Here is a 16,199-nt window from a genome sequence, read left to right on the forward strand (position 1 = left end):
GCATGCGAATGTGCGCCGCGTTTTTTTTGCGGACGTTCGGCGGCTCGGCCCGCTGACTTGGGGCTTGGCCCCTAAGCCTTGGCCAGCGCGTCGATCATCGCCATCGCGGCGGCCGGGTTGCGCTCCTTGAAGCCGCTGATGACATAGAGGAAGACGTCGCGGTGTGCAACTTTCGGCGGTGCGTCGCCCACCGTGTCGAGTCCCTTCGGTACGTCGCCCCTGGCGAACGTCTGCGCCCGTTCGACCCATTCCGCCATGGCCTTCGGGGCGTAGCCGAGCTTGTAGCGTTCCTCCGTCCCCATGAGCCGCGCGTAGACGAACGGCGCGGTGACGTCGGCGATGCATGGGAATTTGGCGTCGCCCGCGAGCACGACGGCCATCTGGTACTTGCGCGCCAGCGCGATGAATGCCGGCACGGCAAAACTCTCGTGGCGCACTTCGAGCGCGTGGCGAATCGGGTGGCCGTTGGCCGTCGTCGGCAACAGGCTCAGGAAGTGTTCGAAGTCTTCGGGGTCGAAGGTCTTGGTCGGCGCGAACTGCCAGTTCACCGGACCGAGCTTCTTTCCCAGCTCGAGTACGCCGCTGTCGAAGAAGCGCGCCACCGATTCGCCGGCCTCGCCAAGCACGCGGCGGTGCGTGGCGTAGCGCGACGCCTTGACGGAGAACACGAAGTCGTCGGGCGTTTCGTCGAACCAGTTGCGGAACGTGGCCGGCTTCTGGGAGCCGTAGAACGTGCTGTTGATTTCGATCGAGGTGAGATGCCGGCTGGCGTATTCGAGCTCGCGGCGCTTGGGCCACTTCTCCGGGTAGAACGTGCCTTGCCAGGGGGCGAAGTTCCAGCCACCGATGCCGATGCGGATACGCCCTGCGGGAGTCGATGCCTTCGGGGTTTTCGTCACTGCCATCGTCGCTGCCGTCGTGAATGGCGCACGCGGGCGTGCGCGTTGGGGAGGGATGAAGCCTCGATGGTGAAGCAACGACCCGGCGCGCGTCAACGGTGTGTGTGACGCACGCCGGGGGACGGTCAACTGCGTCGGCGTCCGAGATGAAGCATGCGCTCGCGGACCTCTTCTTCGGATCGCCAGTGCTCGGCCGGTTTGACGAGATCGCTGCGGCTGATGATGCCGATGAGCTTGCGCGAGGTGGCGTCGCTCACCACCGGCAAGCGTTCCAGTTGATGGGCCGCAAAGCGCGCGGACACGATGCGCCCGGTCTCCGAGGGCAGCGCCACGAGCGGCGGATTCACGCCGTACAGTTGCCCCAACGTCTGCGCACCTTGAGCCTGCGCGCGCAGCAGCGCTTGCCGATCGACCATGCCGAGCACGCCATGTGCGGCGTCGACCACCGGATAGGCGCGATGGATCTGCGTGGCGCCGAACGCTTGCTGTGCGGCGTCCTCGATCGACATGTCGGCGTCGAGCGCGACCGGCTCGCGTGTCATCAGCTCGGCGACGTGCAGGCGCTCGAGCGGATCGACGCCGTATTCGCGATGGACGTGGCGTCCGCGTCGCGCGATCTTCTCCGTCATGATCGAGCGCGGCATGATCCAGATCGTGATGCCGTACGACACGCCGCAGGTCAGCAGTAACGGCAGCAGGGCGTTCACGTCGTGGGTGAGGCCGAGTGCGAAGACGATGGCCGTGAGCGGCGCGCCGAGCACGCCGGCAAGCGTGGCCGCCATGCACACGAGCGCCCACAGCGAGATGTCGCCGCCCGGCAGCATGGGCGCGAGCAGCGTGCCGAGTCCGGCCCCGATCATGAGCAGCGGGGCGAGCACGCCGCCCGAGGTGCACGAACCGAGCGCGATGGCCCAGATGGTCGCCTTCACGAGCAGCAGTGCGAGCGCGGCGTGCAGGGCGAAGTGACCGGCCAGCAGGTCGGCGATGACGTCATAGCCCACGCCCAGGGCGCGCGGTTGCAGATAGCCGCCGATACCCACGGCGAGGCCGCCGATGGCGGGCCACCACATCCAGTGGACCGGCAGCTTGTGAAAGCCGTCTTCAACGGCGTAGAGCGCGCGCGACATGCCCGCCGACAGCGCGCCCGCGCACAGACCGGCAATCAGGCAGGAGACGAGCGCGATGGGCTCGACGGCGGGCGTGGCCATCGGGAACAGCGGACCGGCGTCGAGCAGCAGCGGCCGGGCGAAGCCCGCGACCGCGCACGCGACGATGACCGGCAGCAGGCTGCGCGGACGCCATTCGAAGAGCAGCAGTTCGACGGCCAGCAGGACGGCCGCGACCGGCGTGCCGAACACGGCGGTCATCCCGGCGGTCGCCCCTACGACGAGCAGCGTCTTGCGCTCGGCGGCGCTCAGATGGAAGTACTGGGCGATGAGCGAGCCGATGGCGCCGCCGGTCATGATGATGGGACCTTCGGCGCCGAACGGGCCACCGCTGCCGATCACGATGCCGGAGGACAACGGCTTGAGGACCGCCACGCGCGGCGACATCCTGCTCTTGCCGAACAGGATGGCCTCGATCGCCTCGGGGATGCCGTGACCGCGAATCTTGTCGCTGCCGAAGCGGGCAATGCCGCCCACGATCAGGCCGCCGATGACCGGTAGCGCGATGACGAGTGCACCGAGCGTGTGATTCGCGGGCGAGCGCGGCGCGAACGACAGCGTCTGGTAGAAGAACAGGTTGGTGAAGCCCTGGATCAGGTTCAGCAGCAGCCAGGCGGCGGGCACGCCGCAAAAGCCGATGACGGCGGCCAGCGCGATGAGACGCGGCAGGCCTGGGGAGCGCGAGAAGTCGCGCGCGTGAGGGGGCGCGCTCATGGGTGTGGTGGTGTTGGGAGCGGATGCCATGACGATGCCGTGATTACATATGGACGCCGCGAATATGGAAGATGTCGGCGAAAGTGCTCAACTCGTTGCGGTGCTGGGCGGCGAGGCTCGACAGACAGGCTTCGCCCGCCGCCGACAGATGCACTTCCACGACCCGCCGGTCGCTCTCGTTCTGGCGGCGCGAGACGAGCCCCGCCTTCTCGCAGCGCGCCACGAGGGCCACCACGCTGTGATGGACCGCCTGCAGGCGCTCGGCCAATTCACTGATCGACGCCCACTCGCGTCCCGGTATGCCTTTCACGTGCAGAAGCAGCAGATACTGTTGCGGCGTGATGCCTCCTTCGCGGGCGGCCGTCTCGCTGAAGTTCAGGAAGCGGCGCAGGCGATAGCGAAACTCGGAGAGCGCTTCGAAATCGCTCTTGGTCAGCGCGGAGGCGCTCGCCGGTGCGTTCGACGCATCGGCGGATGGCGGCGGCGCGGCCGGGCGGTGCGGGGAAGGGGGCTGCGACATGACGGAATGGGTTGAGGGTTCGAAAACCGAAAAATACATCATACTGCGATATTTTTGAGTATCTTAGGGATAGCCGGGATGACAAAGCGGGCGTAGTGCGTGCAGAATCGCGAAAAAACGAGACTCAGCAGTGACTGGAACTCGATCCCCGCCGAGATGCTTGCGAAGTGCTGGTCATCTTCTTCCACCGGTGACAAGCGTCGTCCGAGCGGGCCGACCTCTGACAGGGAGGAGACATGGCTTCCACGGTCCGGCGCCGCTGGCGCACGGGAACGTTGTTGTTGCTATCGGTGGCACTCGGCTCTACGGTTGCCGCCTATCACTACGCCACCGGTGTCGAACTGGGTGGCGGCGTATTTCAGCAGATCGGTTTCGGACGTCAGGGCACCTCGTCCGGCGCCGCCGCGCACGCGCGCGGTTCGCCGTCTTCCTGCCGCGCTGACGATTGCCGGTCGGATGCGGCCTCTCAGCCGCGTTGATCACGCCGGCGCAGATCATCGAGCGAATGAACGAATGACGTGCTGCGCAGTGTGATGCCGGCACGAGTGCTCCATTGTGCAGGTGGCGGAACGCGGCCGCAGGCATCACGGGCACCGAGGTCATCGCACCGTGCTGCATTGCACGCGTCGTCGCACCGCCCATGCCCGCGAGGTAACATCGCGCGATGGATGCCCTCATTGCCGCTTCCGCCCGCGCGCTGGCCGCGGGCGACCCGCTCGGCGCGCTGCGCCGCGTCGCGCTCCGCGAAGACCCGCCGGCCCTCGCATTGCGCGGTATCGCCATGGCGCAACTCGGCGAGTATGTGCGTGCGCGCGAACTGCTCAAGCGCGCCGCGCGCGGCTTCGGATCGCACGAGGCGCTCGCCCGCGCACGGTGTGTCGTTGCCGACGCCGAAGTCGCCCTCGCCATGCGCGATCTCGGCGGCTCCCCCCGAACGCTGCAAACGGCTGCCGCGCGACTTGAAGCGCATGCCGATCTATCCAATGCGATGCTTGCGCGCTTGATCGCCGTGCGTCGCCTGCTGCTGTTGGGCAAGCTCGACGCCGCAGCGCAAGCGTTGCGAACCGCGCCCTTGCCTGGCGTGCCGCCGCGCTACGTCGCCGTCCACGCATTGATCGCCGCGGAACTGGCGCTGCGCAGCCTGCGCATCGACGCCGCCCGTGATGCGCTCTCGCATGCCAGGATCGCGGCGACGGCAGCCGACGTGCCCGCGCTGACCGCTGAACTCCTCAATCTGGGCGAAGCGCTGACCCGCCCTGCAGCGCGCCAATGGCAGGCCGGCGGCGAGCGCACGCTCGGCCTCGAGCAGGTGGCGGCGCTGCTGCGCTCGGACACCGTGGTGATCGACGCTTGCCGGCGAGGTGTCGGCAGCGGCAACGTCTGGCGTCCGCTGACGAAGCGGCCGGTGCTGTTCACGCTCGCGCTGGAACTCGCGCGTGCGTGGCCGGGTGACGTCGATCGCGAAACGCTGATTGCCGAGGCGTTCCGCCTGCACCGGCCGGACGAGACACACCGCGCTCGCCTGCGCGTGGAGATCGGACGCCTGCGGACCTTGCTCAAAGGGATCGTCGACGTCGACGCCACCGCACGCGGTTTCGCGCTGCGCGTGGCCGAGGCGAAAGCGGTGTCGCTGCTGCTGCCGCCGATCGACGGCGAGCGGGCATCGATCGTGGCGCTCCTCGCGGATGGGGCGGCATGGTCCACTTCCGCGCTGGCACTCGCACTCGGCGCGAGCCAGCGCACCGTGCAGCGCGCGCTCGGCGAACTGGAAGCGCAGGGGCGCGTGTGCGCCGTCGGACGCGCTCGTGCCCGACGCTGGACGGCCCCACCGCTCACCGAATTCACGACGATTTTGTTACTCCCTGCCGGCTGGTCGTTTGGCTAGAGTGGTCTTGCACGCCGAGTGCGGCGTAACAACCGGAGCCTGACATGACGAACAATCTTCAACGCATTTCTCGCGAGCCCACTGCGAGCGCCGCGGACATCATCCGCGAATATGGTCCATTCCCGGGCAACGAACGCGCCCATGGCGTGACTTTCGATGGTCAGAAAGTCTGGGTCGCGACCGGCGAGACCATCATCGCGTTCGACACCGCCAGCGGCGAAGTTCGCCAGACCGTCCAGGCGCCCAGCGACGCCGGCACGGCTTTCGACGGCACGCATCTGTACCAGGTCGCCGAGGGCAGCATCAACAAGATCGAGCCGTCCACCGGCCGCGTGGTGCATACGATTCCCACACCCGAGGGCGGCAGTCACTCGGGGCTGACCTGGGCCGAGGGCAGTCTGTGGCTCGGCCAGTACCGCGACCGGCGCATTCTGCAACTCGATCCGCAGACGGGCCGCGTGCTGCGCACCATCGAATCCGATCGGTTCGTGACGGGCGTGACCTGGGTGAAGGACGAACTCTGGCACGGCACCTGGGAGAACGACGAGAGCAGCCTGCGGCAGATCGATCCCGTCACTGGCGAAGTCCTGGCTCGCGTGGAAATGCCCGAGGGCATCGGTGTGAGCGGCCTGGAATACGACGGCGGCGATCTCTTCTATTGCGGCGGCGGCCCGAGCGGCAAGGTGCGCGCCGTACGGTATCCGAAGCGCTGACATACCAATTGCGCCAATTTTCCGGCCACGCCTCAGCGGCCGGATTTGGCGGAAGGTGCGCACTGCGGCGTGTACCGCGATTCGTACGAAGCCCCTCTCGAAGACCCCACCGTCAGGCTATCGCCGCCGATAGCCTGACGTTATTGCATAGATTTTAATAATCAATTTTCATTAATTAATAGCGTTCGGCATACTGTCAACACTTTCCACCCAGTCAGAGAGACACAGACATGCCGATCATCAACACCCAGATCAAGCCGTTCAAAGCCACCGCCTATCACAACGGCGACTTCACGACCGTGACCGACGAGACCCTGAAGGGCAAGTGGTCGGTGGTCGTGTTCTACCCGGCGGACTTCACGTTCGTGTGTCCGACCGAACTCGGCGATCTGGCCGATCACTACGAAGAATTCAAGAAACTGGGCGTCGAGATCTACAGCGTTTCGACCGACACCCACTTCACGCACAAGGCCTGGCACGACACGTCGGACACGATCCAGAAGATCCAATACCCGATGATCGGCGACCCGACGCTCGCCCTCTCGCGCAACTTCGACGTGCTGATCGAGGAAGAAGGTCTGGCCCTGCGCGGCACGTTCGTGATCAACCCGGAAGGCGAGATCAAGCTGTGCGAGATCCACGACAACGGTATCGGCCGCGACGCGAAGGAACTGCTGCGCAAGGTTCAGGCCGCTCAGTACGTGGCGTCGCACCCGGGCGAAGTGTGCCCCGCCAAGTGGACGCCGGGCGCTGAAACGCTCAGCCCGTCGCTCGACCTGATCGGCAAGATCTAAGCGTTACCGCTTCACCGCAGCAAACGCCGCTCGCGTCACGGAGCGGCGTCTCCCGCCGGCGCGCAGCCCCCCTGAACCTGTCGCGCCGGCACCCTTTCCGAATTCCCGACGCCTGCCTGCGCCCGCCCCCCGGCCGACGCGGTGGCCCTTGTTCACCCTATCGAGACGGATACACGCCATGTTGGACGCGAACCTCAAAGCCCAGTTGCAAACGTACCTCCAGAAAGTCACGCGCCCGATCGAGATCGCCGTGTGGCTCGACGACAGCCCGAAGGCGCTCGAGATGAAGGCGCTGGTCGACGAGATCGCGCCGCTCTCGCCGCACATCGCCGTGGTGCCGCGCGACGATGCGAACGAGCGCCGTCCGTCGTTCGCCATCGGCACGCCGGGCGAGGCGCCGCGCATCCGTTTCGCCGGGCTGCCGATGGGCCACGAGTTCACGTCGCTGGTGCTGGCGCTGCTGCAGGTCGGCGGGCATCCGGTCAAGCTCGATGACGACACCATCGCGCAGATCCGAGCCCTCGACGGCGATTTCCGCTTCGAGACCTACATCTCGCTGTCGTGCCAGAACTGCCCGGAAGTCGTGCAGGCGCTCAACGTGATGGCGCTCATCAATCCGCGCATCCAGCAGGTCACTATCGACGGCGCCCTGTTCCAGGGCGAAGTCGAAGCGCGTCAGGTGATGGCGGTGCCGACGGTGTTCCTCAATGGCGTGTCGTTCACGCAAGGCCGCACCAGCGTGAAGGAACTGCTCGCCAGGCTCGACACGGGCGCGAGTGCGCGCGCCGCCAAGGCGCTGGAGAACAAGCCGGTCTACGACATGCTGATCGTCGGTGGTGGTCCTGCGGGGGCTGCGGCAGCGATTTACGCCGCACGAAAGGGCATCTCGACAGGGGTGGTCGCCGAGCGTTTCGGCGGTCAGGTGCTCGACACGATGGCCATCGAGAATTTCGTCTCCGTCACGCACACCGAAGGACCGAAGTTCGCGACGGCGCTCGAGCAGCACGTGAAGACCTACGACGTCGACGTGATCGACGCGCAACGCGCAGAAGCGTTGATGCCGGGCAAGGTCCACGAGGTGCGCCTGGCCAGCGGCGCGGTGCTCAAGGCCCGTGCGGTCGTGCTGGCCACGGGCGCGCGGTGGCGCGAAATCGGCGTGCCGGGCGAGCGCGAGTATCGCAACCGCGGCGTGGCCTATTGCCCGCACTGCGACGGGCCGCTCTTCAAGGGCAAGCGCGTCGCCGTCGTCGGAGGTGGCAACTCGGGCGTCGAAGCGGCGATCGATCTGGCGGGCATCGTCAAGGAAGTCACGCTCGTCGAATACGGCACGCAACTGCGCGCCGACGAAGTGCTGCAGCGCAAGCTGCGCAGCCTGCCGAACGTGCGCGTGCTGACGAATGCGCAAACCACTGAAATCACTGGCGACGGCCAGAAGGTGAACGGCCTCGCGTATGTCGAGCGCGCGTCGGGCGAATCGCGCACCCTCGCGCTCGAAGGCGTGTTCGTGCAGATCGGCCTTGTGCCCAACACCGAATGGCTCAAGGGCACGCTGGCGCTGTCGCGTCACGGAGAAATCGAAGTGGACGCCAAGGGCGCGACCTCGGTGCCGGGCGTGTTCGCCGCGGGCGACGTGACGACCGTGCCGTTCAAGCAGATCGTGATCGCGCTCGGGGAGGGCGCGAAGGCGTCGCTCGGCGCGTTCGAACACCTGATGCTCAGTTCCATCGAGGATGAGGCGAGGGCACCGCAGGCCATCGCCGCTTGACACCGGTCAGGCTCGAGCGGGACGCCTATCCGATCGAGCCTGACCGAGATAGGGTTACGCAGTCTTCGTATGATCCGATGAGGCCCTCACGCGTGGTGCGCGTGAGGGCCTTTTCACATTCGCCTGCAAGCCATCGATTTCGGACGCACGTTAATGGGAAATCGCACATATTCGCCATTCCGACGCGGACGATGCCCAAAGAACGCGGAGATTTTCGATAGTCGGCGAATTCGTCGCCAACATGTGCCCCTTTATTCGACACACGACGCCTGAGGCTCTCGCGCTGAGCGTTAGCCAGGTATTCGCCGGGTGATGGCTGCCGGACTTCGGTTCGCTCGAGGCATCGCCGGCCAGATGAATGGACATATGGGAATCGACAACTTCTTGCGCACACTGAGTGACGCCGGCACGCGATCGCGCGAACGGTGGCAGGCGTGGCGCGCGCAGTCGCCCGGCGTTGGCGGACAGTGGCGCAGCGCGCTGCCGATCGTGCTGGCGGCGGGCGCCATCACGGCGGCGACCGTGGCCTGGTACGTCCGCGATACGGGCTACGCGCCGCTTTTTGGCCAGCACCAGCGTATTTCGGTCGAACAGGCCGCTGGCGTGCTCGACGCCGAGCAGATCCCGTTTCGCATGCATCCGGAAACCGGCGCGATTCTCGTGCCGCACGATCGGCTCGGCCGCGCGCGTCTCGCGTTGGCCGCCAAGGGCGTGACGCCGGAGCTGCCACCGGGGCTGGAGCTGGTCGATCGCGACGAGCGTCTGGGCGTGCGCCAGTTCGTGCAGGACGTGCGCTTTCGCCGCGGCCTCGAAGGGGAGCTGTCACGCACCATCATGTCGATCGACGCGGTGGACGCCGCGCGCGTGCATATCGCGCTCGCCCCGCAGACGTCGTTCGTGACGAACACGAAGGCATCGGCGAGCGCGTCGGTGCTGATTTCGGTGCGCGCCGGTCGGAAGCTTGCGCCGCAACAGGTGAGCGCCGTCGTGAAGCTCGTGGCCGGCAGCGTGAACGGCCTGGCGGCGGAGAATGTGTCGGTCGTCGATCAGCACGGCACACCGCTCACGGCGAATCTCGATCTGGACGAGGCGATGCACGGCGATGCGCAAGCGCGCACCCGTTCGCGCGAGGACGCACTGCGAAACGTGCGGGCGCTGCTCGACGGCATTCTCGGCGCCGATCGCTATCGCGCGAGCGTGAGCGTCGATCTGGACGAAGACGTCGTCTCCAACACCACCGAAGCGCTTGGCGCCGAGCCGCGCGTGATGCAGGAAGCCGTGCGCGAAGCGCGTGACGACGACGCCATCGTCGGCGGCGTGCCGGGGGCCATGAGCAACCGTCCGGTCGATGCTGCGCCGCTGCTGACCGGCGAGGGCGGCGCCATGCGCACCACCTCGTCCACGCGTCAGTTCGCATACGACCGCTCGATCACGCAGACCAAGCGCCAGCGTCCGCGCGTGCGTCAGATGCACGTCGCCGTCATGGTCGACTCCCGGGCCGCGCCAGGCGGCAACGGCTGGTCGAACGAGGCGCTGGCCGACCTGGAACGCACGCTGCGCGCCGGCGTCGGTATCCAGGCGCCGCGTGGCGACACGCTGGTCGTGAGCGCGATGCCGTTTGCGCCGTCGCCGGCCGTGGTGCCGTTCGGGGCACCTGACGCCGCACCGGGCGTGCTGTCGCTGACCGACACGCAAAAGCAATACGCCGCGGTGGCGGCCGGGACGCTGCTCCTGATCGCACTGGCCGCGTGGGCCGTGCTTGCCCGCCGAGCGCGTCGGCGCAAGACGGCCGCGCAAGCCGCCGAGGCCGAAGCACGCGAGCGCAGCCGCCGCGAAGCCGAGCTCGCCGCGCAACAGGCGGCGCTGCCTGCCTTCGCTCCCGATCTGCCACCGGCGTCGGACACCTCGTTCGACACCAAGCTCGAACGCCTGAGTGCCCTGGCGGCGGGCGAGCCCGAACGCGTCGCGCAAATCATCAAACACTGGATTGGTTCGCATGCTGCATACCGCTGAAACTTCCGCGCTGACGCAAATCAACGGCGTCGACCGCGCTGCCGTCCTCCTGCTCTGTATGGGTGAGGAGGCCGCTGCCGCCGTGATGGCACAACTCGCCCCCGGTGAGCTCCTGCGGGTGGCGCACGCCATGTCGCGGGCCGGCAGCGTGAAGAAGCACGACGTGCAAGCCATCGTCGATCAGTTTCTCGACGCCAGTACCGAGCACGGCGGCGCCAATGCCGCGCCTCGCGCCTACCTGGAGCGCTCGCTCTCGGCGGCGCTTGGCGAGGGCATCGCGAGCAACGTGCTCGATGGCATCTATGGGGATCGCGTGCGGCCCAAGCTCGCGCGATTGCAATGGGTGAGCGTGGCCAGACTGGCCGACGTGCTCTCGCGGGAGCATCACCGCATGCAGGCGTTGCTGCTCGCCTATCTGCCGGCCGATCTCGCAGGCCAGTTGTTGCGCGCGCTGCCCGAATCGCAGCAGGAGGCGTTGCTGCTCGAGACGGCGCAGCTCACGCGCGTCGATCGCGAATTGTTGGCCGATCTCGAAATGATTGCCGACCGATGCCTCGCCGGACTGTCCGCGGATAGCGCCGATGTGCAAGGGGCGCGGCTCGCGGCGCAGATCATCGGCCACGTGCCCGAGGAGCAGAAGCGGCTGATGGATGTGCTGCGCGCGCACGACGCGGCGTTGGCAGAGTCCGTCGAAGCCAGCATGTACGGCTTCGACATCCTCGCCCACCAGGCAGCCGAGGTCGTCGATCTCGCCGTGGCCGAAGTGCCGACCGAGACGTGGGCGACGGCGCTCAAGGGCACGGACACGCGTTTGCGTCAGGTCGTGCGCGAGCGCATGTCGCGTCTCCAGGAAGACGCGCTCACGCAGGCGATGCAGCGTCTGGGCGCCGTGTCGTCCGCGCGCGTGGAAGCCGCGCGCACCGAGATCATGACCACCCTGCGGGCTCGCGCACGCGAAACCAACATGACGCTGCGGCTGGCCGATGGCGAGGTGCTGGAATGAGGCCGCACCGGTTCGGCACGAAGGCCGACGCGGCGGCGCAGCGCGGCTGGCTGCCGGTTCAACCCGACATGGCGGCCGTGCGCGCGCAGGCCTATGCCGAAGGGATGGCACACGGCGAGGCCCAGGCGCGCGAGGCCGTCTGGCAGGCGGCCTTCGACGCGGGCCGCGCCGAAGGCGAGCAGGCTGTGGAGATGCGTTTGCGCGCGTCGTATGCCGAGCGGTTGCGCGATGAACTCGACGCCATCGCGCAGCCCCTCGCCGCTTTGCAGACCGCTTGCAACGAGGTCCGTGCCCGCCTTGCCGCCGGTGCGCTGGAGGTGATGACGGACGTGACGTCGCGCGCCGTGAAGGCCGTTGTGCAGCGCGAACTGCACACGGCGGCCCCGGATATTGCGAGCATCGTGCATCACTTGATCACGCAGTTGGGCGCGAGTGGTGGTGTCACCGTTTACGTGAGCCCCGAAGATGCGCAGACGCTCGCCGCGCGTGTCGGCGCCGAGGCGTCCGGTGCGGAATGGCAGATCGTCGCCGACGCGTCGTTGCCGCGCGGCGAGAGTCGCGTCGACGTCGATGGCCTCTGGTACGACGCCGGATGCGAAAGCCGCGAAGCCGCCGTATGGGAGGTCATTCGCCGGCAACTGAACGAATGGGTCGACGCGTCGATCGCCAGCAGCGAACCGATCGTCGTGCAGGTGCCGCGATGAATGACCAGATCGCACTCGCGAGTCCCATGGCGTTCGTCACTCGCGCCAATGGCGCGGTGATCGAGGCGCGCGGACAGCGCTTCTCGCTCGGCCAACTGTGCCGCGTCGAAACGGCGGCGGGGCGTTGGACCGATGCCGAAGTGGTCGGTTTTGCCGACGGTGCGCTGCAACTGCTGACCTACGCCTGCGTCGCCGAGATCGCGCCGGGTGCGCGCGTGCTGCCGGGCGCGGCGGGGCAGACGCCGGACATCGGCACGGCATGGCTGGGACGCGTCGTCGACGCCTTCGCCCAGCCGCTCGACGGCAAGGGGCCGCTACGCGGTGACGCGAAACTCGATACGCGTTGCACGCCGCCCTCCCCGTTGGCGCGGCAGGCGATTTCCGAACCGCTGTCGGTCGGCGTGCGCGCGATCGACGGGCTGCTGAGCCTGGGCAAAGGTCAGCGCGTCGGACTGTTCGCGGGCAGCGGCGTCGGCAAAAGCGTTTTGCTGGGCATGATCACGCGACGCACCGAAGCGCAGATCGTCGTCGTCGGACTGATCGGCGAGCGCGGGCGCGAAGTGGGCGAGTTCGTGAACGAAACGCTCGGTCGGGCCGGACTCGCCAGGGCCGTCGTCGTCGCCGTGCCGGCCGACGCCCCGCCGGCGCAGCGCATGAAGGCCACGGAGCTTTGTCACGCGATCGCCGCGCATTTCCGCGATGCGGGGCATGACGTGCTGTTGCTCGTCGACTCGCTCACCCGCTACGCGATGGCGTGTCGCGAGGTGGCGCTCCTGCTCGGAGAGGCGCCGGCTGCGCGCGGCTATCCGGCGTCGGTGTTCGCGCGGCTGCCCAGGCTGGTCGAGTGCGCGGGCAACGGGGCGGGCAATGGCAGCCTGAGCGCGATCTACACCGTGCTGGCCGAGGGTGACGACTTGCAGGACCCGGTGGTCGACACGGCACGCGCCGTGCTCGACGGCCACATCGTGCTCTCGCGCGAGCTGGCGGACGCCGGTCATTACCCGGCGATCGACGTCGGCGCGTCGGTGAGCCGGTGCATGACGCGAGTGGTGGGTGCACGCCACGCCGGCGCGGCCAACGCGTTCAAGGCGCAGTGGCACGCCTATCGGCAGATCCGCGAATTGATTCCGCTGGGGGCCTACGTGCCCGGGGCCCACGCCGAAACCGACCGTGCGGTGTCGCGATATCCGGCCATGTGCGACTTCCTGCGTCAGCGCGACGGCGAAGGCGACGGTGCAGGCGAGGGCGACAACACGCTTGAAGCGTTGTGCGAACGGTTGGAGGCGCTATGCCGATAACGCCGAAGTCCCCGAGTGCACTGCACGCGCTGCTGTCGATGCGAGACCGCGAGCTTGATGCCGCGCGGCGCGAGGGCCGGCTGCTGGCGGAGCGGCAGATGCGGCTCGCGCGCAACGTGACGCAGCTCACGCAGCTGTATCGCGCCGTGGCCATCGGCGGTGCGCGCGCGCGGGCGTACAGCTTTCAGAACCGCGCCGATTACAAGCGCGCGCTCGTCGACATGATCGAGACGCAGCAGGCCCCGTTGGCCCAATTGGCGCGCTGGCAGTCCGCCGCCGCGCAGGCCGTGCGCGAGGCGCAGCGGCGCCGCGAAGGTGTCGCGACGCTCGTCGCCCGGCATGAGGCGGTGGCGCGTGAAGCACGGCGCTGTCGCGAGGTGCAGGAGCAGGCCGAGCTGACGCTGGTCGTGTGGCGACGGGGTGTCGCCACACCTACGCGAAATGAGGACATCACCTTGGTCAACCACGTTTACAAAAGCCGCACAACGGTCGCTTTGCTCGGGGAAACCGCGCGCGTCGCGCCCCACGCTCATCCCGAACCAGGAGTTGACCCATGCTGCAAGTGAAAGAACGTATCGAGAAGCTGGCCCAGGACGTTGCCTCGAGCCGCATGCAGGCCGAGTTCGGCCGTCTCGGCAAGAACAAGACCGACACCGAGGCTCGTCAGAAGGGTGTTGCGACGCTCAAGGAGGCGCTGGGCAACTTCGAGAAGCAACTGCGGCGCCTGGGCGACAGTGCCGACCTGCGCCAGCACAAGGCCACGCAGTCGAGCGAAGACGCGTTTTCCGTCAAGCTGGAAAAGGGCGCGCAGCAGCTCGATTTCGACGTGCGCGTCGCGAAGCTCGCCACGGTGCATCAAGTGCAGATTCGCGATCTGTCGGCGTTGGCCGGCAGCGTCCTCAAGTTCGGCAACCCGCCGCAAACCGTCGCGCTCGACGTCGGGGGGCTCGATCTGAGTCGACCCGAAGACGTGAAGGCACTCGCGATGCGCATCAACGAAAACCCTGCGCTCAAGAACGTGGTTCGCGCCGATCTGCGCCACGTGCCCGGCAGCACGCCGTATCTGCTGCTTACCGCCACGAAGTCGGGTGGGGCCGCGGCATTCACGCTGGAGTCGGCCACGCCGGCACAGGGTGGCACCTCACCGATCGGCGATGTGTTGGCGCAGGGGCAGGACGCCGAGGTGATGCTTGGCAATCGGAGCGAATCGTACGCGAGCAACGAGATCGAGATTTTCACGGGCGTGAAGCTCTCCCTGAAGAAGACACAGAACGAGACCACGCGAGTGTCGATCTCCCCCGACATGGAAGGCACGGCCGCGAACATGCGCACGCTCGTGCAAGCCTACGACGCACTGCGAAAGCAACTGCGCGAGCTGATGGACCCCGGCACGCCAGGCGTATCGGCACCGCTCGAAGGCGAGGATAAGCGCACCGACAGCAAGCCGGCCGGGCCGTTTTATGCCGACGCGGGCGTGCGCGCCCTGCTGCGCGATCTCGAGCGCAACTTCGAGCGCTCGATGACGATCGACGGCAAGACGTTCGATCCCTCGGAATTCGGCGTGAAACGCAATGCCGACGGCTCGGTGAGCTTCGACCAGAAGCGCTTCGAGTCCGCCTACGCCAAGGACAAGGAACTGCTCGCCAAGTGGTTCGGCGAGAGCGCCGATGTCATGAAACGCGACACGGGTGTGGATCTGGACAAGCAAGGCGCGGGCATGCGCCTCGCCGTGCGCATTCGCGAGTGGACGGACGAGGTCACGGGCGTGCTCAAGCACCGCACCGACAACGACGAAATCGTCTCGCGCCGGATCGTGGAACAGCAGGAGCGGCTGAGCGCACGATTTCGTGCGCTCGTCGCGCGCTACACGAGCGAGTTCGCCCGTGCCGAACAGGTTCGCCAGCAAATGAACGAGACACGCAGCTTCGTCGATGCGCTCTTCGGCAGTGGGCGCAAATCAGACAGGTGACGCGTGAGCTCGCCCTCAGGAGACTGAAATCGTCATGACTTACCAACAATACCGGGCGTCGGATCTCGATGCCCGCATCGCCGGCGCCACGCCGTTGCAATTGATGCTGATTCTGCTCGACGGCCTGCTCGACGAGCTCATGCGCGCGCGGGCCCACATCGAGCACGCGCGACATGAGGCGCGTCTGCGCAGCGTCACGAAGTGTCTGAATCTGCTCAACGGCCTGGCGTCGCACGTCGATGCCGCCGACGGGCCGGGCGTGACGCAGCCGCTCGCGAAGGTGTACGACTTCTGCATGCGGGCGGTCGCGCAGGCCAGTGTCGAAGCCGATGTCACCAAACTCGACGAGGTGACGACCGTCATCGCGCAACTGGCCGAAGGCTGGCGTTCGCTGGAGGCACTCCGTGGCTGACGAGGCGACGTTCCGAGCGTTGGCGCAAGACCTGCGGCGGCATTCCGCTGCGCGCGAATGGGAACTGCTCCAGGCCGCGGACGCGTTGCTGCGACGTGCGTGGCAACGCGCGCCCGCGCCTGGCGCGCGCAACGAAGCGCTGGCCCGGGCAATGGCCGATGTGCTCGTGGCTCACGCGCAAGCCCATGTGCTCGCGCAACGCGCCGCCGGCGACGCTCGCCGACGCCTTGGAGCGCTCGGCCCGTGGCGCGAAGGCGCGCTCGGCTATCTGAGGATGAACGATGATCGCTGAACTCATGCGCTCGATGCCATCGATAGCGTCGGCCGATCACTGCCCGACTCTC

16 protein-coding genes are annotated in these 16,199 nt (G+C 67.4%); 13 read left to right on the forward strand and 3 right to left on the reverse strand.

The window, feature by feature from the left end:
• Positions 1–71 precede the first annotated feature (71 nt).
• From RO07_RS05805 to RO07_RS05815, 3 genes are all read right to left on the reverse strand, one after another.
• The gene (locus tag RO07_RS05805) at positions 72–905 is read right to left on the reverse strand and encodes a DUF72 domain-containing protein (protein ID WP_039408876.1); all 834 of its coding nucleotides are present in this window, start codon (positions 903–905) and stop codon (positions 72–74) included.
• Positions 906–1,024: 119 nt separating this feature from the next.
• Positions 1,025–2,779: a chloride channel protein gene (locus RO07_RS05810; RefSeq protein ID WP_039408879.1), complete on the reverse strand. Its 1,755-nt coding sequence runs from the start codon at positions 2,777–2,779 to the stop codon at positions 1,025–1,027.
• Positions 2,780–2,822: 43 nt separating this feature from the next.
• Positions 2,823–3,299, reverse strand: coding sequence for a MarR family winged helix-turn-helix transcriptional regulator (locus tag RO07_RS05815; protein WP_237171386.1), 477 nt, complete (start codon positions 3,297–3,299; stop codon positions 2,823–2,825).
• 236 nt (positions 3,300–3,535) lie between these two features.
• On the opposite strand from RO07_RS05815, the gene RO07_RS05820 reads away from it, so the two are divergent.
• The 13 genes from RO07_RS05820 (at position 3,536) to RO07_RS05880 (ending at position 16,147) form a co-directional block, all read left to right on the forward strand.
• A complete protein-coding gene (locus tag RO07_RS05820) occupies positions 3,536–3,778 on the forward strand; it encodes a hypothetical protein (protein WP_039408882.1) in 243 nt (80 codons plus the stop codon).
• 185 nt (positions 3,779–3,963) lie between these two features.
• Positions 3,964–5,184: a hypothetical protein gene (locus tag RO07_RS05825; RefSeq protein ID WP_039408884.1), complete on the forward strand. Its 1,221-nt coding sequence runs from the start codon at positions 3,964–3,966 to the stop codon at positions 5,182–5,184.
• Between the two features lie 44 nt (positions 5,185–5,228).
• Positions 5,229–5,897 carry an NHL repeat-containing protein gene (locus RO07_RS05830; RefSeq protein WP_052267047.1) on the forward strand — a complete coding sequence of 223 codons (669 nt, stop codon included), beginning with the start codon at positions 5,229–5,231 and terminating at the stop codon, positions 5,895–5,897.
• A 230-nt stretch (positions 5,898–6,127) separates the two neighbouring features.
• Positions 6,128–6,691: an alkyl hydroperoxide reductase subunit C gene (ahpC, locus tag RO07_RS05835; RefSeq protein WP_039408886.1), complete on the forward strand. Its 564-nt coding sequence runs from the start codon at positions 6,128–6,130 to the stop codon at positions 6,689–6,691.
• Positions 6,692–6,869: 178 nt separating this feature from the next.
• The gene (ahpF, locus tag RO07_RS05840) at positions 6,870–8,456 is read left to right on the forward strand and encodes an alkyl hydroperoxide reductase subunit F (RefSeq protein ID WP_039408889.1); all 1,587 of its coding nucleotides are present in this window, start codon (positions 6,870–6,872) and stop codon (positions 8,454–8,456) included.
• A 366-nt stretch (positions 8,457–8,822) separates the two neighbouring features.
• On the forward strand, positions 8,823–10,469 hold the full coding sequence (gene fliF / locus RO07_RS05845; protein ID WP_052267048.1) for a flagellar basal-body MS-ring/collar protein FliF: 1,647 nt from the start codon (positions 8,823–8,825) through the stop codon (positions 10,467–10,469).
• Positions 10,453–11,472, forward strand: coding sequence for a FliG C-terminal domain-containing protein (locus tag RO07_RS05850; RefSeq protein ID WP_039408892.1), 1,020 nt, complete (start codon positions 10,453–10,455; stop codon positions 11,470–11,472). The genes fliF and RO07_RS05850 overlap by 17 nt, the downstream gene beginning before the upstream one ends.
• Positions 11,469–12,176: a FliH/SctL family protein gene (locus RO07_RS05855; protein WP_039408895.1), complete on the forward strand. Its 708-nt coding sequence runs from the start codon at positions 11,469–11,471 to the stop codon at positions 12,174–12,176. Before RO07_RS05850 ends, RO07_RS05855 begins: the two co-directional genes overlap by 4 nt.
• Positions 12,173–13,474: a FliI/YscN family ATPase gene (locus RO07_RS05860; protein ID WP_039414417.1), complete on the forward strand. Its 1,302-nt coding sequence runs from the start codon at positions 12,173–12,175 to the stop codon at positions 13,472–13,474. The genes RO07_RS05855 and RO07_RS05860 overlap by 4 nt, the downstream gene beginning before the upstream one ends.
• A complete protein-coding gene (locus RO07_RS05865) occupies positions 13,465–14,040 on the forward strand; it encodes a flagellar export protein FliJ (protein WP_039408898.1) in 576 nt (191 codons plus the stop codon). Before RO07_RS05860 ends, RO07_RS05865 begins: the two co-directional genes overlap by 10 nt.
• On the forward strand, positions 14,028–15,443 hold the full coding sequence (gene fliD, locus RO07_RS05870) for a flagellar filament capping protein FliD (protein WP_039408900.1): 1,416 nt from the start codon (positions 14,028–14,030) through the stop codon (positions 15,441–15,443). The genes RO07_RS05865 and fliD overlap by 13 nt, the downstream gene beginning before the upstream one ends.
• Before the next feature lie 34 nt (positions 15,444–15,477).
• On the forward strand, positions 15,478–15,855 hold the full coding sequence (gene fliS, locus RO07_RS05875; RefSeq protein ID WP_039408904.1) for a flagellar export chaperone FliS: 378 nt from the start codon (positions 15,478–15,480) through the stop codon (positions 15,853–15,855).
• The gene (locus tag RO07_RS05880) at positions 15,848–16,147 is read left to right on the forward strand and encodes a hypothetical protein (RefSeq protein ID WP_039408906.1); all 300 of its coding nucleotides are present in this window, start codon (positions 15,848–15,850) and stop codon (positions 16,145–16,147) included. Before fliS ends, RO07_RS05880 begins: the two co-directional genes overlap by 8 nt.
• The last annotated feature ends 52 nt before the right edge of the window (positions 16,148–16,199 follow it).

Origin of the sequence: Pandoraea pulmonicola, from assembly GCF_000815105.2 — a bacterium.
Taxonomy (GTDB): Bacteria; Pseudomonadota; Gammaproteobacteria; order Burkholderiales; family Burkholderiaceae; genus Pandoraea; species Pandoraea pulmonicola.

Coding starts and splice junctions, on each gene's coding strand:
- RO07_RS05805 (WP_039408876.1), bottom strand. CDS start 905: ATGGCAGTGACGAAAACCCCGAAGGCATCGACTCCCGCAGGGCGTATC.
- RO07_RS05810 (WP_039408879.1), bottom strand. CDS start 2,779: ATGAGCGCGCCCCCTCACGCGCGCGACTTCTCGCGCTCCCCAGGCCTG.
- RO07_RS05815 (WP_237171386.1), bottom strand. CDS start 3,299: ATGTCGCAGCCCCCTTCCCCGCACCGCCCGGCCGCGCCGCCGCCATCC.
- RO07_RS05820 (WP_039408882.1), top strand. CDS start 3,536: ATGGCTTCCACGGTCCGGCGCCGCTGGCGCACGGGAACGTTGTTGTTG.
- RO07_RS05825 (WP_039408884.1), top strand. CDS start 3,964: ATGGATGCCCTCATTGCCGCTTCCGCCCGCGCGCTGGCCGCGGGCGAC.
- RO07_RS05830 (WP_052267047.1), top strand. CDS start 5,229: ATGACGAACAATCTTCAACGCATTTCTCGCGAGCCCACTGCGAGCGCC.
- ahpC (WP_039408886.1), top strand. CDS start 6,128: ATGCCGATCATCAACACCCAGATCAAGCCGTTCAAAGCCACCGCCTAT.
- ahpF (WP_039408889.1), top strand. CDS start 6,870: ATGTTGGACGCGAACCTCAAAGCCCAGTTGCAAACGTACCTCCAGAAA.
- fliF (WP_052267048.1), top strand. CDS start 8,823: ATGGGAATCGACAACTTCTTGCGCACACTGAGTGACGCCGGCACGCGA.
- RO07_RS05850 (WP_039408892.1), top strand. CDS start 10,453: ATGCTGCATACCGCTGAAACTTCCGCGCTGACGCAAATCAACGGCGTC.
- RO07_RS05855 (WP_039408895.1), top strand. CDS start 11,469: ATGAGGCCGCACCGGTTCGGCACGAAGGCCGACGCGGCGGCGCAGCGC.
- RO07_RS05860 (WP_039414417.1), top strand. CDS start 12,173: ATGAATGACCAGATCGCACTCGCGAGTCCCATGGCGTTCGTCACTCGC.
- RO07_RS05865 (WP_039408898.1), top strand. CDS start 13,465: ATGCCGATAACGCCGAAGTCCCCGAGTGCACTGCACGCGCTGCTGTCG.
- fliD (WP_039408900.1), top strand. CDS start 14,028: ATGCTGCAAGTGAAAGAACGTATCGAGAAGCTGGCCCAGGACGTTGCC.
- fliS (WP_039408904.1), top strand. CDS start 15,478: ATGACTTACCAACAATACCGGGCGTCGGATCTCGATGCCCGCATCGCC.